Raw genomic sequence first — 24,068 nt, 5'->3', positions numbered from 1 at the left:
GATACGCAGGTCATCCGAAGCACCGTGCTTCCACGCCCAACGCACCTCCCTACCGTCATTCCCGCGAAGGCGGGAATCCAGTGACTTCAAGCGTTCTCGCACGAAAGTCACTGGATTCCCGCCTTCGCGGGAATGACGTTGTGGAGAGATAGCGCTAAAGGCTTTGGATATTCGGCTGCGCCAAAGCAAAGCGGAGCCCGCCTTCGGGGATGACGACCTGGAGTGTTCTGCAGTTGACGATGCATGCGCAGCAAGCCGATAAACGCAACGGGCCGCATCGTCGATGCGGCCCGCTGCAATCACCTCATCACTTCACGACCGCGGCCGACCCAGCCCGCGATCGCACGGCCACGATCACCGCACCGGCTTGCCATCGTTGTCGATCACCTGCACCTGACCGATCTTCAAGTCGCGGATCGGCTGCTCGATCTTGGACAGGTCGCCGACCACCACCCAGGTCAACGCCTGCGGGTCGAGCGCCTTGGCCGCGGCCTGGGTCAGCGCCGGCGTCATCGCGTCGTTGCGCGCCTTGTACTGCAGGATGTAGTCGGCCGGTCGGCCGTAACGCTGGTCGGAGCTGACCTGCAGCATCACCGCGCTGTTGGTCTCATAAGCGCCGGGCAGGCTCAGGGTATTGGCGGCGCGGACCTTGGCGACTTCCGCCGCGGTCACCGGCGTCGCGCCGCTGGCGAAGGCGCCGATCTCGCGCTTGAGTTCGCCCAGCGATTCGACCGTCTTGTCCGACTGCACCGCGGCCTGGGCGATCCACGGGCGCTGGCCCTTGGCGTTGCCGGCGCCGCTGTAGGAGCCGTAGGCCCAGTGCTTGTCCTCGCGCAGGTTCATGTTGAGGCGCGAGCTGAATTCGCCGCCCAGCACGCCGTTGGCGAAATCGAAATCGATCGTGCCCGCGTCGCCGGTCGGCGCGATCAGTTCGCCGACATAGATGTTGGACTGGATCGCGCCGGGCTGGTCGACCAGGAACACCCGCGGCGCCTTCGGCCGCGCGACCTGGGCCAGATCCGGCAACGCCGGGGCGCCGGCCTTGGCCTTCCAGTCGCCGAAGCGGCGTTCGAGCAGCGGCACGATCTGCTTGAGCGTGGTGTCGCCGGCCACGATCACGCGCACCCGGTCGGGCTGCAACCAGTCGTCGTGGAACGCGACCAGATCCTCGCGCGTGAGCGAGGCGATCGAGGCCTCCGTACCGGTGCCGGTGAACGGAATCGCGTAGGGATGGTCGGCGCCGTAGAGCAGCGGCGGCAGCACCCGCAGCGCGGCGGTCTGCGGACGCGCCTTCTCCTGCTTGATCCCGGCCAGCCACTGCGCGCGCACACGCTCGATTTCCGAGGCGTCGAAGCGCGGACGCAGGACCACGTCGGCAAGCAGGTCCAGCGAGGGATCGAGCTTGTCGGTCAACGCCGACAGCGACACGCTGGCGGTGTCGAGGCTGGCGTTGCTGCCCAGCTCGGCGCCGAGCGCTTCCTTGCGTCCGGACAATTGCAGCGCGCCGTACTCGCCGGCGCCTTCGTCGAGCATGGCCATGGCGAAGTTGGCGGTGCCCAGTTTGCGGCCCTGGTCGGCGCTGAAACCGCCGGGGAATTCCATCGACAGCTGCACCACCGGGGTTTCGTGGCGTTCGACCAGCACCACCTGCATGCCGTTGCTCAGGCGCGCGGTCTGCGGGGTGGGGAAATGCAGTGCGGGGAAACTCGTGGTAGTGGGCACGCCGGTGCTGCGGTCGAGGTCGGAGGCGACTGTCTTGAAGCGCGGGTCGGCGGCCGGAATCGCGGCCGGCTTGGTCGCCGGCGCGGCGCGCACGGTTTCCGGGAGCGACGAGGCCGGCTTGTCGCCGGGCTGCACCAGCAGCGTATGCGAGCCCACTCCGAGCCACTTGCGCCCGGCCGCCTGCACGCTGGCGATGCTGGCCTTATCGAGTTCCTTGAGCTCATCGCGGTAGCAATCGGGCTTGCCGAGCAGCACCGCGCAACGCGCGAGCACGTCGGACTTGCCGCCGAAACCGCCGATGCGCTCGATGCCGCGGACGAATTCGGCGCGGGTCGAGGTCTTGGCCTGTTCGAGTTCTTCCGCGCTCGGACCGTCGGCGATCAACCGCTTGACCTCCTCGTCGATCGCCGCGCGCACCTTGGCCGGGTCCACGCCCTGCTTGACCGTGGCCATGATCACCAGGGTGCCGCTGATCTCGGCGTCGTTGATCGACACGCTCGCGCCGTCGGCGAGGCGATCCTTGTGCACCAGCCGCGCGTCCAGGCGCGAGGCCGCGCTGCCGCCGAGCACTTGGGCGAACAATTGCAGATCGATGCCGTCGGCCGCGCCGAACTGGGCGACCGGCCAGGCGCGGTAGATGCGCGCCTGCGGCACGCGGTCGGGCACGACTTCCTCGGTGTCGCGCTCGCGCTTGGGAATGCGCGTGGCCATGTCGGCCAGGGTCGCGCTGGCCGGGATGTCGCCGAAGTAACGCAGCGCCTTTTGCTTGGCGGTGGCCAGGTCGATGTCGCCGGCCAGCACCAGCACCGCGTTGTTGGGGCCGTACCAGCTGCGGAACCAGGTCTTCACGTCGTCCAGCGAAGCGGCGTCGAGGTCGGCCATCGAACCGATGGTCTGCCAGCTGTAGGGATGATCGGCCGGGTACAGCGCTTCGTACAGCTTGGCGCTGATGCGGCGGCCGTAGGGCTGGTTTTCGCCCTGGCGCTTTTCGTTCTGGACCACGCCGCGCTGTTCGTCGAGGGTCTTCTGGTCGATCGCGCCGAGCAGGTGGCCCATGCGGTCGGATTCCATCCACAGCGCCATGTCGAGCGCGGTGGTCGGCACGTTCTGGAAATAATTGGTGCGATCGACGTTGGTAGTGCCGTTCTGATCGGTGACGCCGACCAGTTCGAACGGGGTGAAGAATTCGCCCTTGTAGTTTTCCGAGCCCTGGAACATCAGGTGTTCGAACAGATGCGCGAAGCCGGTGCGCCCGGGCTGCTCGTTCTTGCTGCCGACGTGGTACCAGACATTGACCGCGACGATCGGCGCCTTGCGGTCGGTGTGGACGATCACCCGCAGGCCGTTGGGCAGGGTGAACTCCTGGTACGGGATCGAGACCTCGGCCTTGGGCGCGGCCAGCGCGGGCGCGGCGACGCCGCCGGCCAGGGCGAGGCCCAGCGCCAGGGCGAGCGCGCCGGTGCGCGGACGAAGGGACAGCAAGCGGGACGAGGGCATGGAAACTCCTTGGAAAGGCAAACGTCCGCGGGCGGACCAAGGCTCCCATCCTAGGCGGGCGGGGTGCGGCCGGCATAGGCCGCCGGTCACAGGGGGTGGGGCCGCGCTTTTGCGTTCGCCGGCGCACTCCGCTCGCCGACGACCGGGCCGCATAATGCGCGCATGTTCGACGTCATCCTCTACCAACCCGAAATTCCGCCCAACACCGGCAACGTCATCCGCCTGTGCGCGAACACCGGCGCGCGCCTGCACCTGATCGCGCCGCTGGGCTTCACCCTGGAAGACAAGCAACTGCGCCGGGCCGGCCTGGACTACCACGAGTACGCCAGCCTGCGCGTCCACGACAGCCTCGACGCCGCGCTGGCGACGATCGCGCAGGCCCAGTCCGCCACGCCGCGATTGTTCGCCCTGAGCACGCGCGGCCGGACCCGCCACGACAGCCCGCAGTACCGCGCCGGCGACGCCTTCGTGTTCGGCCCGGAAACCCGCGGCCTGCCGCAGGACGTGCTCGACGCAGTGCCGGAGCCGCAGCGCCTGCGCGTGCCGATGCGGCCGGACAATCGCAGCCTGAATCTGTCGAACTCGGTCGCGGTGGTGGTGTTCGAGGCGTGGCGGCAACACGGGTTCGTGGGCGGGGAGTGAGCGGTCCGAACCGGTAGTACGACGTTCGAAGCGCCCGCGCACCAGCGCAAAAAAAGCCCTCTCCGCCCGGATTGCGGAGAGGGCAATTGCAGCACGAGGGGAAATCAGGATTCAGCGACGACCGGCGCGCGCTCGCGACGTACCCGCGTCGACTGATGCAGGCCGAACGCGCTAACCAGGCCGACCGCGCAGAACGCCGCCCACGGCAACCACGGCCATTGCTTCGCGGCCGCCAGATCGACCATCCAGCCGCCGGCGATGTTGCCGATGCCGCCGCCGACCGCGAGGCTGAGCGAACTCACGCCAAGAAAGGTGCCCAGCGCGCGCGGATCGGCGAGACCGGCGATCAAGGTCTGTTGGGTGGGCCGGGTCATCAGCGCGCCGATCGAGAACGCGCCCACGCAGACCAGCAGGCCGGCGAAGTCGCGCACCAGGCCGATCGCGCCGGCCGCGAGCGACATCACCACCACCCCGGCCACCAGCACCTGCGCGCTGCTCCAGCGCCGCTCCAGCCAGCGCACCAGGCCGTATTGCAGCGCCACCGTCAGTCCGGCGCTGAGTGCGAACATCACACCGACGCTGTCGACCGTGCCGGTCAAACGCTGCGCCAGCAACGGGAAGCTGATGTTGATCTGCACGGCGACGAACCAGTACAGCATCATCAAGCCGACCAATACGACGAAGGCGCGGTTGCCGCGCACCAGATCCAGTCCGTGCCGCAGCGGCGGCGGCTGTTCGGGCATGCGCACCTGCGGCAGCAGGCGCAACGCGACCAGGAAGTTCGCCGCAAAGCAGGCCGCCGCCGCCAGGCACACCACGCGAAAGTCGTAATGCAGCAGGGCCACGCCCAGCAACGGCCCCAACGTGGTCGCCACGCCGCTGATCCAGTTGCTGATCGCGTAGTAACGCGGCCGCGTTTTTTCGTCGGTCAGCGCGGCGATCGAGGCCTGGTACGGCGCTTCGAACATGGCGCCGCCCAGGGCCGACAGCACCATCGCGCACAACAGCATCGGCAGCGCATCGGCGAACGCGAGACTGGCGAAACCCGCGGCGCGCAGCAACACGCCCAGGCAGATCATCCGCCGTGCGCCGTAGCGGTCTGACAACACGCCGCCCACCAGCGCCAAGCCCTGCTGGGTCAGTTGCCGCACCGCCAGCGCCAACCCGACCGCGGCGGCGGCCATGCCGAGGTCGTTGACGAAATGCACCGCGACCAGCGGCATCAGCATGGCGAAGCCGGTCACCATGAGAAAGGTATAAACCAACAAGCCATGCAAACCGCGACGCCGCACGGCCTCGCTCAGCGTCGCACCCTCATCGATCACCCGCGGCTTCACCTCCACCTCGCCTCCTCAAGCCGCCACGCGCGCATCGCCGGCCGCGAAGCCCTCGGCGCGATACAGATGGATAGGCGTGGGATCGGCGCTGAACTGCGAGAACGGAAACGGCTCGGCCGACACCGCGGCCACGCCGTCGCCGAGAAAACGCGGCACGATCGCGCTGCCGGTCTGGGCGTAGACGATCAACGGAATATTGCGCAGACGGGTGGCGGCGAGAATTTCATCGAACGAGCCGTTGCTCAGGGTCATGCCGGTAGCGATGACTAAATCGGCCTGCGCCAACACGGGCGCCATGTCCTTGGCTACTTCAGTCCCGTCGGCCGTACGCTGCATATTGAAATCACACGGCAGGCAGACCCCGCCATGCGCGCGAATCGCATCGACCAGCGGATTGACCACGCCGATCAACCCCACCCGCATGCCCGGCTCGATCCTGAGCAAGCTGGCGATGGCTTGGTCGCGCGCTTTCGCGCGTTGCAGCGGCGTACCGTGCGGCAGCATGAACACCTGCGCCTGCGCGGCCTCGCGATGCGGACGCACCAGCGACAGATAGGCATCGAGCGCGGCGATCCGCACCGGCGTGCGCTCATCGCGCAGCAGTTCGGCGACGCTGCGGCCGGACAGTTCCTCGGCGATCACCGAATCGAGCTGATCGCGCTCGACGCAACAGCCGCCGAACCCCGATTCCACCCGCAGCACCAGATAGTAGTTGCGGTACTTGGTGTCCGTGCCGGGGAACTGGGTGCTCTGGCGGACCCAGAACGCGCCCACCGCATGCAGCTGCGCCGGGTCGTGGCCGTAATCGCCGCGCAGTACGGAGGCGGTGAGGTCGGCGACGGAGGTGTGGGAGAGATTCGGGGTGGCGGTGAGCATGGTGGGTCTCGGAGTTGGGCGGTTGGGGCGGTGGCTGCGGGTTAGCCTTGACGGTCAGGGAGCCATTGATCCGGCGCGTTTCTTTCGCTGTTGCTGTAGCTGTTGCTGTTGCAGCCGCCGTTGCCTTTCCCCCCTTTGAAAAAGGGGGGCAGGGGGGATTTGCTTTTTGCTGTTGCTGTTGCTGTTGCTTTCAATGCAAGGGCAAAAGCAAATCCCCCCCGCCCCCCTTTTTCAAAGGGGGGAAAAGCGGTTCGCCGCGGCTCGCTGATCGTGCGATAAGCCTCAAGCCGCAGCCGCCTCGGCGTAATGCAACACCACCCGCCCCAACGCACGCTCGGCATACGCGCGCGCTTCCAATCCCGAAGCATCCACCGCGACCACATGCCCCAGATAACAAGCGTTATCGATCGGCGCGGCGACCTCGCTGCCCGCGATCGGCGACAAACTCCATCGCTGCACCGCCGGATCGCTCTCCAACGACGCCACCCCATCGACCGTGGCGACATACCCCCCGCGCGGCGGCACCAGGAACTTGATCGCCGCGCTCGCCACGCCGGTGGGCTTGCGCGCCAGATCCGGTTCGCGCCCCAACGCCAGTTCGATCTGCGCGTCGAGCAGATCGATGCCGGTCACCCGCTGGATCAGTTCGGCGATGTAGTTGCCGCCCGGGCGCGGATTGATCTCGACGATGCGCGGCCCGTCCGCGGTGAGTTTCACCTCGGTGTGGCTGATGCCGTGATCGTGCCCGACCGCCTCCAGCGCGCCGCACACCAGCGCTTCGATCGCGGTGGCCTGGGCCGGATCGAGCTTGGCCGGAAACATATGCCCGTCCTCGATGAAGTACGGAAACCCGGTCACGCTCTTGTCGGTGATGCCGATGACGGTGGTGCGGCCGCGATAGGTGCAGGCTTCCACGCTGACCTCCTCGCCGACCATGTACTCCTCCAGCAACAGCAGCGGCACCCGCGCCTGGTCGCGGAAGTTGCGTGGGAATTGTTCCAGCGCATCGAACGATTGGCGCAACTCGCCTTCGTCGTGGATCAGGCGCACGAATGCGCTCGACGCAAGATCGGTCGGCTTGACGATCAGCGGATAGCCGATCCGGCTCGCTTCGCCCTGGGTCTGCTCCCACGACTGAGTCACCGCGAATTTCGGATTCGGCAGGCCCGCGCGCTCTATCGCCTCGCGCACCTGGTCCTTGCGCCGCTCCATCACCACATTGGCCGAGAACGCCTGCGGCAGACCAAGCGCCTGCGCGACCTGGGCCACGGTGTCGATGTAGTAATCGCAGATCGTCACCACCCCGTCGAACTTCAGGATCGCGTGCTGCGCGCGCAGGAATTCGATCAGCGCCGGCACGTCGTTGGTCTCGGTGGTCAGCACGTGCTCGGCGTGTTCGATCACCGGATGGATCTCGCGCGAACGCGCGTCGAGGTAGTGGCCGCGGTTGCGGGTCACGAAGGTGTAGCGATGGCCGAGCCGGCCGATCGCGGGCGGAAAGATCCGGCCGGTGCCGCCGATCCAGCTTTCGATCATCAACAAATGCGCCATGGCGAGAATGCTCCAGGAAGGAATCAGGAAGCGGCGGCGAGCGCCGACGCCGGAAGAGGAAGGGCCTGCGGCGCGACCGCCTGATCGTCGAAATCGGCGCGCCGCCAGGCCATTGCCGACCACGGCAGCACCAGGCCATCGAGCGAATCGATGCGCGTGGGCCGCAGATCGGTCAAATCCAGCGCCTGTTCGTGCTGGGCGAACACGCCATCGACATAGCGATGGCCGGTATCGGCGGCGAGGAACACGATGTTGCGCTCGGGCCGCAGCGCGGCCTCGCGTTGCGCGACCAGATAGCAGCAACCGGTCGACAGGCCGGCGAACACCGCGTGCTCGCGCAGCAGCGCAATCGAACCCGACAGACCGTAGTCGAACGATACCCAGTGGATCTCGTCGTACAGCCCGTGGCGCACGTTGCGGAACGGAATCGAGCTGCCGATGCCGGCGATGATGATGCCGGGGTCTTCGATGTGCTGGCAGCCGAAGGTCATGCTGCCGAACGGCTGCACGCCGACCAGTTCGACCGCGGGATCGTGCGCGCGCAGTGCGCGCGCCAGGCCACCGGTCGAACAGCCCGAGCCCACGCCGCCGACCACGCTCAGCGCCGCGCCGCCGATCGAATCGAGCAGCAGTCGCGCCACCGGCTCGTAGCCGTCGTAGTGGATGTCGTCGTGGTATTGCTGCATCCAGTGCACCGACGGATCGGCCTCCAGCAGCTCGCGGATGCGCGCCACCCGCAGGCTCTGATCCATCTTCATGGTCGCCTGCGGCTCGACCTGCTCGATGGTCGCGCCGAGGATGCGCAGCTGCAGCATCAAGGTCTTGTCGACGGTCTTGGAGCCGACGATGTGGCACTTGAGTCCGAACTTGTGACAGGCCAGCGCCAGCGCGTAGGCGTAGATGCCGCTGGAACTGTCCATCAAGGTCGCGCCGGGCTGGATGCGGCCTTGCGCGAGCAGGCGCTCGACCGCGACCAGGGTCGAGTACACCTTCATGGTTTCGAAGCGGGCCACGTACAGGTTCGGCCCGAGCCGCACCAGATCGGGCACCTTGATCGCGTCGGCGATATGCGCATGCATTGTCATCACAACCCCGTTTCGGCGAAGCGGCACTGATGACCCAGGCCGCGGAAGAACGACGACAGCTCGCCCATGCGCGCCGGATCGGGGCGGGCGATGAACAGATAGCCGAGCAGGCTGCCGGTGTGGGCGACGACGATGCCGTCGGCGGCGAAATCGCGCTGGCGTTCGAGCAACACCTCGAGATGGCGCTTGGCGATCACGCCCTGCGCGAGTTCCGCGCTGCGCGTGGAGCACTCGCAGATGCGGCGCAGATCGTGGCGGGCAAAGGCGTCGATCGCGCGATCGAGGTTGTGCCGATACGCCGGCAGGTTGCGCTGGTAGTGAGCGAGCAAGGGATGGGCGACCTTTTCGGTCTCGACCGTGCCGCCTTCGTCGATGTAGCACGCGTGCAGCCGCACCGGCGCGTCGAACGCGCGCACGATTTCCTGGCGGCCGCTGAGGTACAGCGCATGCGTATCGAGGAACACGCTGTCGGAGCGCTCTATTTCGCGCAGCAACGCCGCGATCACCGGCGCCGGCGAATGCAGGCCGAAGATGCGGTCCAGGCAGCGGATCGTCGCGACCAAGTCGGCGGTGGAACTGGCCATGCCCTTTCCCAGCAGCAATTCCGAATCGTGACTCCATCGCCCCGCCGGCAATCGCTTGCCGTAATGCTGCAAGTACAACTCGATCGCACGCCGGCATTTGTCTTTGCCGGCCAGCTCGATGTCGATATCGCCCGCCTCGCCCGGCGTGAAATGCACCCAGCTGTACTTGCGCACCGGCAACGAGATCAGACCGATGTGCAACTCGCCGTCGTGTTCGTACGGCCCCTGCAGCAGTTCGCCCAGGGTGCCGTGACATACGCCGCTGCAGATCGCGGGCGAGGCATGACGCGACGCCGCGGCCGCTGATTCGGCATGACCGGCGTCGCTGTTTGCCGAACCCGCGCATGTCCCGTCCGGCGCCGCCGGCATGCCGCGTTGAAAGCCACCTATGTGTTGCTGCCGCAGCATCGCCACGTCTCCGAGTTGTGGATCGATCAGCCGTCGAAATCCACCGCCAGCTGCGCCACGTAGCGCCGCCCGTCGGTCAGGCCGAAACTGTTGTTGCCGTAGATGGTCCAGGTGTAGGTGTCGCCCGCGTTGGCGACCAGCAGGCGCAAGGTCGCGGGCGCGGAACCGAGCTTGAAGCGATAGCGCGCGCCGACATCGACCAGGGTGTAGGCCGGCACCCGGTTGAAGCCGTCGCGCGAGGCGACGCGTTCGCCGTAGTGGCTCATCGCCAGATCGAACGACCAGCCCGGCAGCATCGGCGGGCGGTACTCCAGATCGCTGCGCAGCACCCGTTCGGTCTGGCCGATCGGACGATCGCCGACGCGCCCCAGCCGCACCGCTTCGCCGCTCACGCGCGGACGCATCAGCACCGCGCCGGCGACCAGGCTCAAGCTGTCAGTCGGCCGTCCGCTCAGGCTCAGCTCGACCCCGCGATGGCGCACTTCGCCGATCGCGCCATAGACGTTGTTCTCGTCGGTGGTGAAGTACGGCTTGCGCACGTCGAACGCGCCGGCCACCAGCTTCATGCGGTCGGCGAAGGCCCAGCGCAGGCCGGCGTCGGTCTGGCGGGTGCGGATCGCGGCCAGGGCCTGATTGCGGTTGGCCGCGTCGTCCGGCGCGATCCCGCTTTCCTCCAGCCCGCGCGTGTGGCCGGCGTACAACGCCAGCGACTTGTTCAAGTACACCGATGCGGTCGCGTTCGGCAGCCACGGATCGTCGCGCGAGGACGTACGCGGCAACCCGGGTTGATCGACGCTCTTGCGATAGCGGCTGCGCTGCACGCCCAGGCTCAACTCGCCGACATCGCGCCAACGACCTTCGTAGGCCAGTCCGCCGGTCCACTGTTCGACGTGGTCGCGGGTGCGCGGGCCGAATTCGAAACCATCGGGTTCGGGCATCGGCCGCGGTTCGCCCAGCCGGCGCCAGCCGTAATCGATCGCGTCGGCCGAGCCGCCGTAGTCGCTGTCGAGACTTCGCCCGCGCAGCGCCACATGCAGCACGTGCAGGCGCGGGCCTTCGCTGAAGCTGCGGCTCAGGCGCAGTTCGCCGCTGGTCGAGGCGTAGCGCTGGCGCGGATCGGCGATGACTTTCTCGCGGGTCATGCCATCGGCGGTGGTGTCGACGAACAATTCGGCGAACCCGCTGGGCTGGTTGTTGATCGAACGGAACACGCCTCCGGCCAGCGCCCAGTTGTTGCCGAAGCGCGCCTTGCCGAGCACGCCGTAGTTGCGGCTGTCGTATTCGTTGTCCGACCAGGTCTGGCCGAAATGCCGACGCCGCGCGATCTTCGGCGGCAGGTGATTGCCCGAGGTGATGATGGTCGGCGCGACCTCCTCGTCGCGGCCGCGCGAGATGCTCCAAAACGGCAGGATCTCGATGTTCTCGGTCGGCCGCCAGCGCGGCACGAGGCCGGCGCGCAGATAGCGCGCATCGGCACCGTCGTAATACTCCTCGCGTGCGAACGAGATGTTGCCGGCCAGGCCGAAACGCTGATCGACGATCGGCAGTTTCGCATCCAGTTCCAGCGCCGGCGCACCGTAGGCATTGAGCGCGGCGAGCACGCTGATCACGCGTTCGTCGCCGGCCTTCTTCAATCGATAGTCGACGATGCCGGTCGGCGCAGGGAACGGATAGTTCAATGCCGACAAGCCGACCCGGATGGTCGAACCTTCGACCAAGGCCGGCGGCACCGTGCCCTGGCGATCGAAGTAGACCCCGTCCATGCGCACGTTGCCGGCGTCCACCGGCGAGAACCCGCGCACCTGCTTGCTGCTGTACAGGCCGATGGTTTCATTGCCGAGGGTCGCGCCGAACGCGTCCTCGGCCGCGGTCACCGCGTTGTCGCCGGCGCGTTGCGCGTGCGCGCTGCCGGCCAGGGCCAGCGCGCCGCTCAGACTCCAGATCCATCCTTGATTTCGTTTCATCGATCAAAGCTCCGACGGCCAGCGGCGCAACCGTCGCAACGCCACGCCGGTCAGCAACGCGGCCAGCAACAGCAGCCAGGCCGCGAACGGCAGCGTCGCGGCGACCCGCGCCGACGCCGGCAGTTCGGCGCCGAGGTAGACCGGGATCGCGTCGTACTGCGCGAAGTTCATCCGCCCGTAGCTGTTGGGCGGACGCGGCGTCGGCGTGGCGATCTCGCGTTGGATGCGCGGATAGAACCAATCGCGCAAGCGCAACTGGTAAGCGCGGGTTTGTTCCTCGAAACGCCGGTGACGATCGCTGTCGGTACCGGCGAGCACCGACAGCGCCTGCTCCAGGCCGAGCGACGGCGACACATAGCCGGCCCAGTCCGAAACGCGTTCGCGCGCCGCGCGCGCCGCCAGCTGACGTTCGCGCAACGGCGCCAGCCGTCGCTCCAGCTCGGGCGCCAGGAAGGTCATGCGGGTCGCGTAGTCGATCTTCGCGACGTGATCGGTCGCCCCGGCCAGATCGGCGCGCGCGCGAAACATCGCGGTCACGATCGCGTCGCGCTCGCTGCCGATCGCATCGTTGGCGCGGCGTTGCGCATCGACATAGGCCACCGGCGTGGGCGCATCGCCCAGGCGCTCGGCCCAGGCGCTGCCGAGCAGCGGCAGGCCGATCACCAGCGCCGCCCACAGCGCGCCCATCAGGCTGATCGCGCCGGCGGCGCTGGGCCACGCCGAAACCACGACGAATCCCAGCGCGGCCCAGAACGACAGGTAGGCCACCACCAGTGCCGCCGACGCGAACAGTTCGGGCATCGCCACGGTCGCATCGACCCCGGCGAACAACAGACTCACCACCAGCAACATCAGCGTCGCCGGCGCGAGCCAGGCGAAAATCGCGGCGACGCGCGCGCCGAGCCACGCCCGCGGCCCGACCCGCTGCGCGGCGATCAACCGCAACATGCCGTGGTCGCGTTCGAAGGTGGACAACAAGCCGATCAACAGGATCGTCGCCACCGGCAGCAGATAGATCAGCACGAAACCCAGATCGAACCGCCCCAGCCCGAGCCCGCGCGGATTTTCGAAGTCGTATGCCGGTTCCGCGCCGAACGGCGTTTCCAGCTTGACCGGCAGGCGGCTGGGCATCAGATCGCTGACCCCGACCGCGAGCGGCGACAACGGCAGATGCGGCTTGTCGCTCTGCGCGCGCAGGAAATAGCGGCTGAAACCGGCCACGTCGGTCGGGTCCTGCCAATACGGCACCGGGCTGTCCGCAGGCTCGGCGTAGCGGCGCGCGCGATCGCGGATCTGCGCGGTCCAGGCCGCATCGGCGGCGTGACTGCGCGCGATCGCGGCGGTCTGCGCGCGGTGCAGGCTCGCGCCGCTGTACGCGCCCCACAGCATCGCCAAGCCGAGCAGCGCCAACACCATCCACAGCAGGCGCTGGCGACCGATATGGCGCAGTTCCCAGGCGAGCAGCGTAGTGAAACCCACCGTCACCGTCGCGGTATCGGCCGCGCGCAGGCGACCGGCGTCGTGCGCAATCGCGCTCATGGCTTCATCCTCCGCGCCGTCCACAGCAACCCGGCCAGCGCGAGCACGCTCCAGCCGAGCAGCGCGAACAGCGCCGCGGCGGCGTTGCCCCACGCCGCGCCCAGACGCGGCGGCTGGTGACGGAACTCGGGAATCTGCGCCCACAACGATTCGCCGGCGGTGTGTCGCGCCTGCTCGCCGTTGAGCGGATGCGCCATCACGTCCTGGTTCATGCGATTGACCAGCGCGCGGCGGTAGCGCTCGGCGCCGTCGATGAAACTGCGGTGATGGACGAAGTCGCTGCCGGCCAGCAGCGGCGACAGACTCTGCATCGCCGCCATCGGCGACAGCCAGCCCATCGCGGCATAGGCGCGGTCCTGCGCTTCGACCTTGTCGTAGAAACCGCCGAGTACGCGATCGAAGACTTCGTGCGAATGACGTTCGCTCAGGTCCAGCTCGGCGCCGCGCAGGTCCACGCTGAGGTCCTGCTTGCTGCTGGCACCGTATTTGGCCAGCAAGGCGGCCTGATGTTTCTTCGCGTCCTCGGCGGTCCAGAACGACGGCGCCTCATCGATCAACTGTTGCTTGACCGCCTGCGAGGACGGCAGCGGCTGCACGCGTTCGACCGCGCTGTTGGCCCAGCGCGGCAAGGCCAGGCCGAACACGATCCACAGCCCGAACAGCAGCGCGAGCGCGCCGCGCACGCTGCCGGCCAGCATCGACACCGTCACCCCGACCGCGGTCAGCAGCGCCAGATACAACGACATCGCGCCGGCCCACAGCAACAGCCGCGCCGCGACATCGCCATCGAACGCGTCCAGCGCCGCCGACGCGATCGCGGCGGCGAGCGTCACCGGCGCGACCAAGATCGCCACCAGCGCGAACCAGATCGCCAGCGCCTTGCTCGCCACGATCGCGCGCGGCCGCAGCGCCGCGCCGAGCGCCAGCCGCAAGGTGCCGCGTTCGCGATCCATCGCCACCGCGGTGAACGCGAGCAGGAACGCGACCAGCGGCGCGAACCCGATCAATAGTCCAGCCGGGCTGGTCAGGCCGGCGCGCTGCAAGGCCGAGGCGTCGCCTTGCGGCCGATACAGCATGTCGTTCTGCACGTGCGCTTCCAGCCACACGGTCTGGCCGACGAAGGGCTCCACACCGAGGTCGAGCGCGGCCAGCACCGGCGTGGGCTTGAACGCGAAGATGCTGTAGTGCGCGGCCGAATGCGGGTCTTTCTCGCCCTGACCTAGCCAGCGCGCGCGTTCGGCGTGGGCGACCTCGGCCTTGGCGGCGTTGGCGCCGGCGATCGCCGACAGATCGACCGCGAACGCGATCAGCACCAGCGCGCCCAGACACAGCAACGCCCACCACGCGCGCCGGTCGCGGCGCAGCAGGGTCCACTCGAAGCGGGTCAACGACGCGCTCATGCGGCCTGCCCGTCCACCGCCAGCAATTCCAGATACAGCGCCTCGATCTGCGCGGCCGACAGTTCGGCGGTGTGGCGCTCGGTCAGCAAGCGGCCGGCGCGCAGGATGCCGAGCCGATGCGCGACGTCCTTGACCCGATACAGATCGTGGGTCGCCATCAGCACCGCGATGCCACGCCGCGACGCCGCGCGCACGCCTTGCGACAGATCGTTGGCCGCGCTCGCGTCCAGGCCCGAGGTCGGCTCGTCCAGCAGCAGCAGCTGCGCGTTCTTGGCCAGCGCGATCGCCAGGCCGACTTTCTGCCGCATGCCCTTGGAAAAACCGGAGGCGCGACGCGCATGCGCTTCGTCCTGCAAGCCCGCTTCGCTGAGCAGCGCGCGCGCCTGCGCCTCGTCGAGCCGGCGTCCGCCGAGCAGGGCGAAGTAGCTCAGGTTCTCGATCGCGCTCAGGGTCGGATGCAGCATCACCGTTTCCGGCAAGTACGCGATCTTGGCGCGCGCGCCGAGCGGATCGCGGTCCACGCGCACGTCGGCGACCTCGATATGCCCCGATTCGGGCGTCAGGAAACCGAGGATCAGATTGAGCGTGGTGGTCTTGCCGGCGCCGTTCGGACCGAGCAAGGCATACACCTCGCCTGGCGCGATCGCGATCGACAGTGCTTCCAGTGCGTGCCGGTCGCCGAAGTCCTTGCGCACCGCATGGATCTGCAAGGTCGGGATTGGCCGCGGACTCGACGGCGCTTGCAACATGCTCATAGGTTCACCTTGAAAGTCAGCTCGACGCTGCGCGGCGCGCCGATCACGATCTGGTCGGCCGCGCCGCCGGACCAGTCGGCGTAGAACGCATCGGTCAGATTGCGGCCGAACAGCGCAATCTCACCGAACGGCAAGCGGTACGCGATCGACGCGTCCCACACCGTGTGCGCGGCGACCCGGATGCTGTTGGCGTTGTTGGTGTAGAACGCGCCGACATGGCGCGCGCCGCCGCCGAGGGTGATCGGCACGCTTTCGAAGCGATAGCTCGCGAACACGTTGGCGACGCGTTCGGGCACGTTCGTCGGGACATTGCCGGCGCGATCCGCACCGCCGGCTTCGCGCAACTCGTCGAAGCGCGCATCCAGCACCGCCACGCTCGCGTCCACATGCAGCGCGCGGGTCAGCGCGGCCGAAGCCGACAGTTCGATCCCGCGCGAGGATTGCCGGCCGCCCTGGATCGACACATTGGCGTTGGCCGGGTCGCGGGTGACGATATCGTCCTGTTCGATCCAGTAACCGCCCACGCTCAGATCGACGCGGTCTTGCCAGAACGAACTCTTGATTCCGACATCGACCGCGCGGCCGTGAGTCAACTCGAACCGCGAGTTCGCCAGCGACAGCAGCGGCAGGCTGCCGACCGGCGCGACCGCTTCGCTGTACTGGGCGAACAACTGGGTCTTGGGCGTCAGATCGAACACCGTGCCCAATCGCCACGACAACGGCTCGTAGCGGCGTTCGAAGCGGCTCACGGCGCCGGTATTGAAATCGCGGATGCTGCGTTCGAGTTCGATCCGGTCGTAGCGCAGCCCGGCCAGCAGCAACCAGCGTGGGGTCAGGTTGAGCGCGTCTTCGAGGAACAACGACGCCACCCGCGTGCTCGAATCGAAATCGACCCGATTGCCGGCGCCGGGGAAGTTGATCGCGTTGTCGTCGAACGAGACCTGGCCGCGCGCCGGCGCGAACGGATCGACCGCGGTGGTCGTGCCGAAGCGGCGCATCACCGCGAAGTCGCCGTCGGTGAATTCGACCCCAACCGAAGCCCGGTTGCGACGCCCGCCGATGAGCGTGTCCGAAAACAGCGTCGCCCGCTCGTTCCAGAACTGATGATCGTGCTCGATCCGGGTAGTGCCGCGATCAAGTAACCCGCTGCGCCGGTTGTAGGTATACGTCTCCGAATTCAACCAACGCCGGTGCGCGTCGTAATAGCTGAATTCGTTGGTGAAGCGTAGGCCGTCGCCGAGTTGCCAGTTGACCCGCGTGCGCAGCCAGTCGCTGTGCGAGTCCTGCACGCCGTTGCCGACGTTGTAGTTGCGATCGGCAATCGCCTTGTCCAGCACCAGTCCGTTGCCGGTGCGGACCAGGCCGCTGGGATCGCGCGCGATCGCCGCCGGGATCAGCGGCGTGCCCCAGTACGCGGTGTCGTAGTCGTCCTCGAAGTGATCCAGGGCGATGTCGATGTCGAGCGTGTCGCTCGGCCGCCAGCGCGCGGCCAGGGTGGCCGAGGTCGAATCGCTGGCGGTGCCGTCGACATAGCCGTCGCCGCTGCGGCGGCTGACGACCGCGCGCAGGGCCAGGTCGTCGCCGACCGGCAGGTTCGCGTCGAGCGCATAACGCTGGCTGCCGAAGCTGCCCCAGCCGGCCAGCGTGGAAAACGCCTGGCCGTCGAAGTTCGGCCGCTTGGGCACCAGATTGATCGCGCCGGCCAGCGCGCCTTCGCCGTACAGCACCGAGGCCGGGCCCTTGAGCACTTCGATGCGCTCGAAACTCCAACTGTCGAAGTCGCGGGTGATCAAGGGCGCCGCGGTCTGGCGCACGCCGTCGATCAGTAGCGCGATCGCGCCGCCGCTGAAGCCGCGCATCGAGGTCATGCCCGGCGAAGACGGCAGTTGCCCGGCCAGCACCCCGGGCGCGGCGTTGAGCGCTTCCACGCTGCCGCGCAGGCCGCGCGCCTGGATCTGGTCCTGGGTCAGCACCTCGACCATCGCCGGGGTCTCGCGCGCGCTCAGGCCCAGCCGCGAGCCGGTGCTGTTGGGGCTGTCCAGCGAAGCCGCCGGGGTGGCGACGCCTTCGACCGTGATCCGGTCGAGCAGCTTGGGCGAGGCGCCGCCGGCGGATGCGCCGGCCGTGCCATTGGCCGGCGCGTCGGATGGACGACCGGGCGTCGTGGCGTCCTGCGCATAGGCCGGCAAGGCCACCACGACCGCACACGCGAGCACCGCCCGCGCTATGTAGACCGCCCGCGGGCGGTCGCCCTGACTGCATTTGCTCACTGTGATCTGCGCCCCGAAGAAGATGTGAATTGAAACGTTATATTATTTCAATTCAACCGCAATGTAAGTCGGAGCGCGGGGCACGTCAATACGCATCAACAAGATTTCGTCTGGCCGAACGGTCCTGCCGCAGCAACGCGAACGGCCCGCGCTCCTGGCGCAGGCGCGGGCCGCAGGGGCGAGACTTGACCGTTGCGTCACCGGACAAAGCCAGGCACGCGGCCGGAACAGGCTCAGCGACAGGGGCGAGTCAAACGCGCCCGATCACAAGCGGGCTCAGCCGAGCCGGATGAAATCGTTCGAAGCGCAGCGGCGGGTGCGCTTGGCCACTTCGAAGCCGTTGGCCGACCCCTTGTGGTCGGTGTTGCCTTCGATACTCAGGAAGCTCTCGCCGTCGCCGTCGAAGGCGAACCCGGTGTGGACCCAGTCGCTCGCGGTCTTGCGCACCAGGAAGATGCCGCAGGCGCCGAGCGCGGCGAAGCCCGGACTGCCGCCGACCACCGATTTGCCGGGAACGAAGCGGCCGGCGTCCTTGGCCTGGCGCGCGAGTTCGTCGCAGCCGAAGCTGCCGGCGATCGGCGCGCTGCGCCCGGCCTTGTCGGCCGCCTGCTGCAGCACGGTGCTGACGAAGCCCGCGCACCACAGCATGGCGTCGCCCTCGCTGCCCTTCATGTACAGTCGCACCCACGGGCCGCGATTGGCGCCGCCCAGTTCGACCGGATGCGCGGCCAGATGCTGCTCGGCGAACCAGCGCACCAGTTGCGGATAGGGTTTGCTCGGCGCGCTCGCCGGAAGGGCGACCACGCGCGCCATCGGTTCGACCAGCGCGTTCCACACCTGCTGATTCAGGCTGCCGCCGTAAGCCAATTTCTTGCGCGCGGCGAACGCTTCGATCGAGCGGTTCGTGGCCGGGCCGAACTTGCCGTCGATCGGCGTGCCGTTGCCGTGAAAGCCCAGCCATTCCTGGATGCGCCGGGTTCCCGCTCCGCTGGCACCGTTGGTCAACGCGCCCGGAAACTCCAGTTCGCGGCGCACATAAGTCTGATCCTGCAAAGGCATGTCCTTACTCCCTGTCGGCTACTGCGTCCATGAACACGACGAACCGGCGCATGCACGCGCCGCACGGGCGCGCGCCGCGCATCGATGGTCGTCGCGGTGTCGGCGACGACGCCGCAGGTTTGCGTGCGGGGCCGCGACCTCATAGCCAACGCCAAGGGCTTGCGCGGTCGGTCAGCACGAAAGTGTTCGGATTTGCATCATCCGGCGCGCGGCCGCATCGGTCGCGCCGCGAGCGCTCGCAGTCGGCGACGCTCAGGTCGCGTCGTGGAAGATCACCCCGAGGGTATGCCGCTCGCCCGAGCGCAGGCGGCTCACGCCATGCCGCATCGCCACCCGGTAATAGCCGCGCGCGCCGCGCACCGGGCGTTGGTTGACCGCGAACACCACCGCATCGCCCTGGCGCAGCGGCACGACCTCGACCCGCGACTGCATGCGCGGCCGTTGTTCGGTCAACACGAATTCGCCGCCTTCGAAATCGCGTCCCGGCTCGGACAGAAGGATCGCCAGTTGCAACGGGAACACGTGTTCGCCGTACAGATCCTGATGCAGGCAGTTGTAATCGCCGGCGCGGTAGCGCAACAGCAAGGGTGTCGGCCGGGTCTGGCCCGCGGCGTGGCAACGATCGAGGAAGGCCTGCAGCGTCGGCGGATAGTCCAGCGGAATACCGAGTTTTTCGTTCCAACCCCGGGCGATGCGCGCCAGGTGCGGATAGAACGCTTCGCGCAGGCCTTGCACCGGCGAGGGCAAGGGATAGCGGAAGTATCGGTATTCGCCGCGGCCGAAACCGTGCCGCGCCATCACCACCCGGCTGCGATAACGACCCTCGTCCTCGTAGCCGCGCGCCAGCGCTGCGCACTGCGCCGGATTCAACACGCCGGGCAACAGCGCATGACCATCGGCATCGAGCATCGACGCCAGCGCGGTCCAGTCGCGCTGATCGATTGGCTGGATCGGTACTTCGCTTGACTGCGGCGACGCGATGTCGGCTTCGGTTTGGTCAGCGTTCATACGGCTCTCATGCATGACGAATGTCATCGATGATTTGCGCATTCGCGCGCGCTGTATATCCGCCGCTTGCGCTGTAGCGCGGGTTTTATCGCCGACCTTGCCGAATGTGCCGTGTGCATATTCAGCCGCGAGCAAGAATGCCGCGCAAATACATTTCGAAACTCGAAAAAACCCATGACCAATGGGCTAGGAAATGTCCAAGTACCGTAAGCAGAACGTTTAGTTCCTGTAAAAAACCCCGGAAAATTCAGCTTCGATTGAAGCGCGATGACGATACTGCGCACACCGAATCCATTGGATGCCTCGCACGAGGCGCGAGATTCGGAATAAAACCAATAAAGAGGCTATGACCTTTATGAAGCGCGCATTGCTTGCCCTCACCCTCGCCGCCGCCATTCCGTTCGCCGCTTCGGCAGCCGAAGGCGTTTCCTACAACTACGTCGAAGCCGGTTACGCCAAGATCGACGCCAAGTCGAGCTTCGCCGACTCCGACGGCTGGGCCGTCAACGGTTCCTATGCGTTCGCTCCGAACTTCCATGTGTTCGGCGGCTACAGCAAGCAGGAAACCGATTCGAAGAACATCGTCTTCGGCAACAGCGTGTTCCGCAGCCCGAGCATCGATGTCGACAACTGGAACGTGGGCGTGGGCTACAACCACGAACTGACCAAGCGCGTCGACTTGCTGACCCGCGTGGCTTACCAGCAGAGCAAGGCCGACGTGAACGGCCTGAGCATCAGCGACAAGATCAAGGGCGGCAGCGTCGAAGCCGGCGTTCGCGGCACCCTCACCCCGAATTGGGAAGGCTACGCACTGGCCGGTTACCAGGACTACGACAAGGGCTACGACGCCAAGTTCTACGGCCGCATCGGCACCCTGGTGAAGTTCAACCAGAGCTGGGGCATCACCGCCGACGCCAAGTTCCTCGACGGCGGCCAGAAAGAGTTCTTCGTCGGGCCGCGCTTCAGCTTCTAAGAAAGCGCTATCGACAAGTACTCCGCACCAATCGCGATTCTTCTCTCTCTCTCCCCCTGAATCGTCGCGATCGAGCCCGGCTGAAAAGCCGGGCTCTTTTTTTGCGCCGCGAAGTCGCGGTGGGCGATCGCAATGAGTCGCGAGCGCGAGCGACGCGGGCCGGCGAGCGCATGTGCGCGAACGCGAAGCGGCGATGGCCGCGACGGATCGAAGCGATTGTGTTCCGGCGCGGGTCGGCCGGCTGGCGCATCAGCGCCGCACGCGATGGCTCAACCGAACAGGTCGGTCGGGTACTCGGGCTTCTGCTCGCGCGACAGCAGCTTGCGCAGGCCGTCGGCCGGGGTGATTTCGCCGTGCAGCACCGCGCGCACCGCGTTGGAGATCGGCAGTTCGATGCCGTGACGTTCGGCCTGGCGCATGACTTCGTCGGCGGTCTGCACCGATTCGACCACCTGGCCGATCTCTCGCACCGCGTCTTCGATCGACTGGCCGCGGCCGAGGGCCAGGCCCAGGCGGCGGTTGCGCGACAGGTCGCCGGTGCAGGTCAGGACCAGATCGCCGAGACCGGCCAGACCCATCAGGGTTTCGGGCTGCCCGCCGATCGCCTGGTTCAGGCGCAGCATTTCGTTGAGGCCGCGGGTGATCAGGCCGGCGCGCGCGTTGAGGCCGAGCTGCATGCCGTCGGCGACGCCGGTGGCGACCGCGAGCACGTTCTTCATCGCGCCGCCGAGTTCGGCGCCGAGCATGTCGTCGCCGGTGTAGGCGCGAAACGCCGGGCCGTGCAGCGCATCGGCCACCGACTGGGCGAACGCCGCGTCGTCGGAATGCACGGTCAGCGCGGTCGGCAGGCCCTGCGCGACTTCCTTGGCGAACGAGGGGCCGGTGACCACCGCCAGCGGCACGTCCGCGCCGAGCACTTCGCCGGCGACTTCGTGCAGGAAGCGGCCGCTGCCGGGTTCGAAGCCCTTGGTCGCCCAGGCCACGCCGGCGTGCGGCGGCCGGTGCGGCGCCAGTTGGCGCAGGGTTTGCGCGAAGGCGTGCGAGGGCACCACCACGAGCACGAGGTCGGCGTCCTTGAGCGCGGCAGCAAGATCAGTGGTCGCGCGCAGCGATTCGGGCAGGGCGATGCCCGGCAGGTAACGCGGGTTTTCGTGTTGCGTGTCGATGGCCGCGGCGCCGTCGGCGTCGCGGCCCCACAGCACGGTCGGGTGACCGTGCCGGGCGATCAGGGCCGCGAGCGCGGTGCCCCAGGAACCGGCGCCGAGCACCGCGATGCGCGGTTTCGGGGACGGGGTGACCGAGGCGGGTGAATTCATGCGCGCAGGCAGGCCCTGAAAGTGGTCGGACTCAGGCGTTGCCGGCGGTTTCCGCGTCGGCGAGGTTGTCGCCGCCCTGGGCGCGCTGGCGCATGCCTTCGGCGTACAGCGCGTCGAAGTTGATCGGCTGCAGGAAGAACGGCGGGAAGCCGCCGGCCTGGATCAGGTCGCTGACCAGCTGGCGCGCGTACGGGTACAGCACGTTCGGGCAGTGGGTGCCGAGCATCGCGTCCAGGGTCTGGGCGTCGAAGCCGACCAGGCCGAACACGCCGGCCTGCTTCACTTCGGCCAGGTACATCGACTTGTCGTTGGCGGTGCAGGTCAGGGTCACGCCGAGCACGACTTCATAGGCGTTCTCGCCGACGCGCTGGACGTTCTGCGACAGGTTCAGCTGCAGCTGCGGCTGCGCGGTCTCGGCGAACACCGCCGGGGCATTGGGCACCTCGAAGGACACGTCCTTGACGTAGATCTTCTCGACGGTGAACGCGGGGCCGGTTGCGGCTTCGGCCGGCGCTACTGCGCCGTTGACGTTTTCTTCGGACATCGGGTGACTCCCCCAGCGGAATTGAAATCGGAAAAGAGGTCGATTATGCCCGCTCGCGCGGACCGGGACCAAACGCCCGGCCCGGTTCGCCCCTGCGGCCCGTCATCGACGACGAGTCGAGTGAATTGAGGCGGGCCCGGCGCCAATCAAGGGCACGGGCGGCAATCGCTCACGGATTGAGGCAGTGTGGGCGCGGCGCGTGGCGTATTCGCGACACGCGGCCGATTCGCGCGACGACCGGCCGGCGGTAGCGGCCGCCAAGGCGAGCCCGATTCAGCCGCGGCCCTTGATCAGCGGCAGGTCGGCCTGCTGCCAGGCCTGGATGCCGCCGTCGAGCCAGTAGACCTGCTCGAAACCGGCCTTCTTGAGCCGCTTGGCCGCGTCGGCCGAAGCCTGGCCGGTGCGGCACACCGCGACCACCGGCAGTGCCTTGGCGTTGGCCAGCAGCTTGCTTTCCGGGTCGAACTGGCTGACCTGGACCGAACGGCTGCCGGCGATATGGCCTTTTTCGAACTCGCCGCTCGCCGACAGGTCGATCACCAGGGCGTTGTCGCGGTTGATCAGCGCGGTCAGCTCGGCCGGGCGCAGGGCCTTGTAGCCGCGAAACAGGCGCGCGATCTCGGTGTAGACGATGGCGACGGTCAGACCGACGAAGCCCAGCGACAGGTACATGTGGCGGCTGGCGAACGCCAGCAGTTCATCAAAGCTCACGGAAGGCGGACTCACGCACGGGGCGAATCGGGGCGGAGGCCGGCACGGCCCTCGCGGGGCGGCGATTGTCGCCCAGGGCGGGCTGGCAAGCAAAACGGGGCGGGTCGTGATGGCCGGTGGCCGGCGGTCTACGTGCGCGCTGCCGCCAGCGCGAGTGTTGGCTTAGCCCCTCTCCCGCGCGCGGGGTGAGGGGCCGTGCTTGCGAGCCATCGGCTCGCACGGCACCGAACGCCCGAACGCTATGCGTTCGGGCCGGGGCGGTGTTGGGGTGAGGGCACCGGCAGACCGCGCGCCCTCATCCGCCCTGTCGGGCACCTTCTCCCGCAAGCGGGAGAAGGATTCAAGCGGAGGACCGACTATCGAAAGGGCTTACTGCCCTTCCCAGAAATCCGGCAGGCCGCTGATCAGCCACCAGGTCTTGAGTTCCGGATCCCATTCCCAGGCCTCGGTGTAGCGCACGTTGCGCTCGGCCAGGGTGTGGCGGTTGATCACGCCGATGTTGACCAGACGCACCGCGGTGCCTTTTTCCTTGTCCGCGCTGCTGCCGACGTCGGCGTAACCGGAGATCTGGATCTGCTTGTAGCGTTCCAGCTGCAGCGGCGTCGGCGCCATCTTGGCGCGCAGCTCGGGCTTCATCAGATTGACCGCGCCCTCGAAATCGCCCCAGCGGATCGCCGCCGAGTAGTTGTACTGCATCTCGGTAAGCTTGTTGTTCTGGGTGCCGGTGGTCTGGCAGGCGGTCAGCGCGAAAGCGAACAGGCAGGACAGCAGCACGAATTTCAGCAGGCGCATCGCGGACTCCGGCGGATGGGACGTTCGGCGTGCAT

19 protein-coding genes are annotated in these 24,068 nt (G+C 67.6%); 2 read left to right on the top strand and 17 right to left on the bottom strand.

Going from position 1 to position 24,068, the window contains the following annotated elements; all coding sequences use genetic code 11:
* Nucleotides 1-354: 354 nt before the first annotated feature.
* Nucleotides 355-3,219 (bottom strand): M16 family metallopeptidase, encoded by a 2,865-nt coding sequence (locus tag KME82_RS01495; RefSeq protein WP_215496965.1) that lies wholly within the window; start codon nt 3,217-3,219, stop codon nt 355-357.
* Between the two features lie 162 nt (nt 3,220-3,381).
* Here KME82_RS01495 and trmL point away from each other — a divergent pair, with 162 nt between their 5' ends.
* Entirely contained in the window at nt 3,382-3,861 is a 480-nt protein-coding gene (trmL, locus tag KME82_RS01490; RefSeq protein ID WP_215496964.1) for a tRNA (uridine(34)/cytosine(34)/5-carboxymethylaminomethyluridine(34)-2'-O)-methyltransferase TrmL, read from the top strand.
* Nucleotides 3,862-3,965: 104 nt separating this feature from the next.
* Here trmL and KME82_RS01485 read toward each other — a convergent pair whose 3' ends face one another.
* The 12 genes from KME82_RS01485 to KME82_RS01430 form a co-directional block, all read right to left on the bottom strand.
* Nucleotides 3,966-5,204, bottom strand: a complete 1,239-nt coding sequence (locus tag KME82_RS01485) for an MFS transporter (RefSeq protein WP_215496963.1) — start codon at nt 5,202-5,204, stop codon at nt 3,966-3,968.
* 9 nt (nt 5,205-5,213) lie between these two features.
* The gene (locus KME82_RS01480; RefSeq protein ID WP_215496962.1) at nt 5,214-6,074 is read right to left on the bottom strand and encodes a Rossmann-like domain-containing protein; all 861 of its coding nucleotides are present in this window, start codon (nt 6,072-6,074) and stop codon (nt 5,214-5,216) included.
* 282 nt (nt 6,075-6,356) lie between these two features.
* Nucleotides 6,357-7,625 carry an ATP-grasp domain-containing protein gene (locus tag KME82_RS01475; RefSeq protein ID WP_215496961.1) on the bottom strand — a complete coding sequence of 423 codons (1,269 nt, stop codon included), beginning with the start codon at nt 7,623-7,625 and terminating at the stop codon, nt 6,357-6,359.
* Nucleotides 7,626-7,648: 23 nt separating this feature from the next.
* On the bottom strand, nt 7,649-8,710 hold the full coding sequence (locus tag KME82_RS01470) for a pyridoxal-phosphate dependent enzyme (RefSeq protein ID WP_215496960.1): 1,062 nt from the start codon (nt 8,708-8,710) through the stop codon (nt 7,649-7,651).
* Nucleotides 8,710-9,702 (bottom strand): hypothetical protein, encoded by a 993-nt coding sequence (locus KME82_RS01465; protein WP_215496959.1) that lies wholly within the window; start codon nt 9,700-9,702, stop codon nt 8,710-8,712. The genes KME82_RS01470 and KME82_RS01465 overlap by 1 nt, the downstream gene beginning before the upstream one ends.
* A 26-nt stretch (nt 9,703-9,728) precedes the next feature.
* Nucleotides 9,729-11,666 carry a TonB-dependent receptor domain-containing protein gene (locus KME82_RS01460; RefSeq protein WP_215496958.1) on the bottom strand — a complete coding sequence of 646 codons (1,938 nt, stop codon included), beginning with the start codon at nt 11,664-11,666 and terminating at the stop codon, nt 9,729-9,731.
* Nucleotides 11,667-11,669: 3 nt separating this feature from the next.
* On the bottom strand, nt 11,670-13,205 hold the full coding sequence (locus KME82_RS01455; RefSeq protein ID WP_215496957.1) for a DUF3526 domain-containing protein: 1,536 nt from the start codon (nt 13,203-13,205) through the stop codon (nt 11,670-11,672).
* A complete protein-coding gene (locus tag KME82_RS01450; protein ID WP_215496956.1) occupies nt 13,202-14,605 on the bottom strand; it encodes a DUF3526 domain-containing protein in 1,404 nt (467 codons plus the stop codon). Before KME82_RS01450 ends, KME82_RS01455 begins: the two co-directional genes overlap by 4 nt.
* A complete protein-coding gene (locus KME82_RS01445) occupies nt 14,602-15,360 on the bottom strand; it encodes an ABC transporter ATP-binding protein (protein ID WP_215496955.1) in 759 nt (252 codons plus the stop codon). Before KME82_RS01445 ends, KME82_RS01450 begins: the two co-directional genes overlap by 4 nt.
* A complete protein-coding gene (locus tag KME82_RS01440; RefSeq protein WP_215496954.1) occupies nt 15,357-17,630 on the bottom strand; it encodes a TonB-dependent receptor in 2,274 nt (757 codons plus the stop codon). The genes KME82_RS01445 and KME82_RS01440 overlap by 4 nt, the downstream gene beginning before the upstream one ends.
* A 276-nt stretch (nt 17,631-17,906) precedes the next feature.
* Nucleotides 17,907-18,689, bottom strand: coding sequence for a peptidoglycan-binding domain-containing protein (locus KME82_RS01435; RefSeq protein ID WP_215496953.1), 783 nt, complete (start codon nt 18,687-18,689; stop codon nt 17,907-17,909).
* 252 nt (nt 18,690-18,941) lie between these two features.
* Entirely contained in the window at nt 18,942-19,697 is a 756-nt protein-coding gene (locus tag KME82_RS01430) for a 2OG-Fe(II) oxygenase (protein ID WP_215496952.1), read from the bottom strand.
* A gap of 355 nt (nt 19,698-20,052) precedes the next feature.
* On the opposite strand from KME82_RS01430, the gene KME82_RS01425 reads away from it, so the two are divergent.
* Nucleotides 20,053-20,670, top strand: a complete 618-nt coding sequence (locus KME82_RS01425; protein WP_215496951.1) for a diffusible signal factor-reguated Ax21 faimly protein — start codon at nt 20,053-20,055, stop codon at nt 20,668-20,670.
* Nucleotides 20,671-20,939: 269 nt separating this feature from the next.
* Here the strand turns inward: KME82_RS01425 and KME82_RS01420 are convergent, their stop codons facing one another.
* The 4 genes from KME82_RS01420 to KME82_RS01405 all read right to left on the bottom strand — a co-directional run bounded on the left by KME82_RS01420 (nt 20,940) and on the right by KME82_RS01405 (nt 24,033).
* The gene (locus KME82_RS01420) at nt 20,940-21,986 is read right to left on the bottom strand and encodes an NAD(P)H-dependent glycerol-3-phosphate dehydrogenase (RefSeq protein WP_215496950.1); all 1,047 of its coding nucleotides are present in this window, start codon (nt 21,984-21,986) and stop codon (nt 20,940-20,942) included.
* Between the two features lie 31 nt (nt 21,987-22,017).
* On the bottom strand, nt 22,018-22,530 hold the full coding sequence (secB, locus tag KME82_RS01415; protein WP_036107609.1) for a protein-export chaperone SecB: 513 nt from the start codon (nt 22,528-22,530) through the stop codon (nt 22,018-22,020).
* A gap of 273 nt (nt 22,531-22,803) precedes the next feature.
* The gene (locus tag KME82_RS01410; RefSeq protein WP_215496949.1) at nt 22,804-23,241 is read right to left on the bottom strand and encodes a rhodanese-like domain-containing protein; all 438 of its coding nucleotides are present in this window, start codon (nt 23,239-23,241) and stop codon (nt 22,804-22,806) included.
* 369 nt (nt 23,242-23,610) lie between these two features.
* The gene (locus KME82_RS01405; protein WP_252255580.1) at nt 23,611-24,033 is read right to left on the bottom strand and encodes a hypothetical protein; all 423 of its coding nucleotides are present in this window, start codon (nt 24,031-24,033) and stop codon (nt 23,611-23,613) included.
* Nucleotides 24,034-24,068: the final 35 nt, after the last annotated feature.

The organism is Lysobacter capsici (assembly GCF_018732085.1).
Classification (GTDB): Bacteria; Pseudomonadota; Gammaproteobacteria; order Xanthomonadales; family Xanthomonadaceae; genus Lysobacter; species Lysobacter capsici_A.
The sequence above is the reverse complement of the archived record's forward strand: the minus strand, read 5'-3'. Positions and strand labels throughout refer to the sequence as shown.

Bases quoted from the DNA above. Each gene is read 5' to 3' on its own strand.
- KME82_RS01495 (WP_215496965.1), bottom strand. From the start codon at position 3,219: ATGCCCTCGTCCCGCTTGCTGTCCCTTCGTCCGCGCACCGGCGCGCTC.
- trmL (WP_215496964.1), top strand. From the start codon at position 3,382: ATGTTCGACGTCATCCTCTACCAACCCGAAATTCCGCCCAACACCGGC.
- KME82_RS01480 (WP_215496962.1), bottom strand. From the start codon at position 6,074: ATGCTCACCGCCACCCCGAATCTCTCCCACACCTCCGTCGCCGACCTC.
- KME82_RS01475 (WP_215496961.1), bottom strand. From the start codon at position 7,625: ATGGCGCATTTGTTGATGATCGAAAGCTGGATCGGCGGCACCGGCCGG.
- KME82_RS01470 (WP_215496960.1), bottom strand. From the start codon at position 8,710: ATGACAATGCATGCGCATATCGCCGACGCGATCAAGGTGCCCGATCTG.
- KME82_RS01465 (WP_215496959.1), bottom strand. From the start codon at position 9,702: ATGCTGCGGCAGCAACACATAGGTGGCTTTCAACGCGGCATGCCGGCG.
- KME82_RS01460 (WP_215496958.1), bottom strand. From the start codon at position 11,666: ATGAAACGAAATCAAGGATGGATCTGGAGTCTGAGCGGCGCGCTGGCC.
- KME82_RS01455 (WP_215496957.1), bottom strand. From the start codon at position 13,205: ATGAGCGCGATTGCGCACGACGCCGGTCGCCTGCGCGCGGCCGATACC.
- KME82_RS01450 (WP_215496956.1), bottom strand. From the start codon at position 14,605: ATGAGCGCGTCGTTGACCCGCTTCGAGTGGACCCTGCTGCGCCGCGAC.
- KME82_RS01445 (WP_215496955.1), bottom strand. From the start codon at position 15,360: ATGAGCATGTTGCAAGCGCCGTCGAGTCCGCGGCCAATCCCGACCTTG.
- KME82_RS01435 (WP_215496953.1), bottom strand. From the start codon at position 18,689: ATGCCTTTGCAGGATCAGACTTATGTGCGCCGCGAACTGGAGTTTCCG.
- KME82_RS01430 (WP_215496952.1), bottom strand. From the start codon at position 19,697: ATGAACGCTGACCAAACCGAAGCCGACATCGCGTCGCCGCAGTCAAGC.
- KME82_RS01425 (WP_215496951.1), top strand. From the start codon at position 20,053: ATGAAGCGCGCATTGCTTGCCCTCACCCTCGCCGCCGCCATTCCGTTC.
- KME82_RS01420 (WP_215496950.1), bottom strand. From the start codon at position 21,986: ATGAATTCACCCGCCTCGGTCACCCCGTCCCCGAAACCGCGCATCGCG.
- secB (WP_036107609.1), bottom strand. From the start codon at position 22,530: ATGTCCGAAGAAAACGTCAACGGCGCAGTAGCGCCGGCCGAAGCCGCA.
- KME82_RS01405 (WP_252255580.1), bottom strand. From the start codon at position 24,033: ATGCGCCTGCTGAAATTCGTGCTGCTGTCCTGCCTGTTCGCTTTCGCG.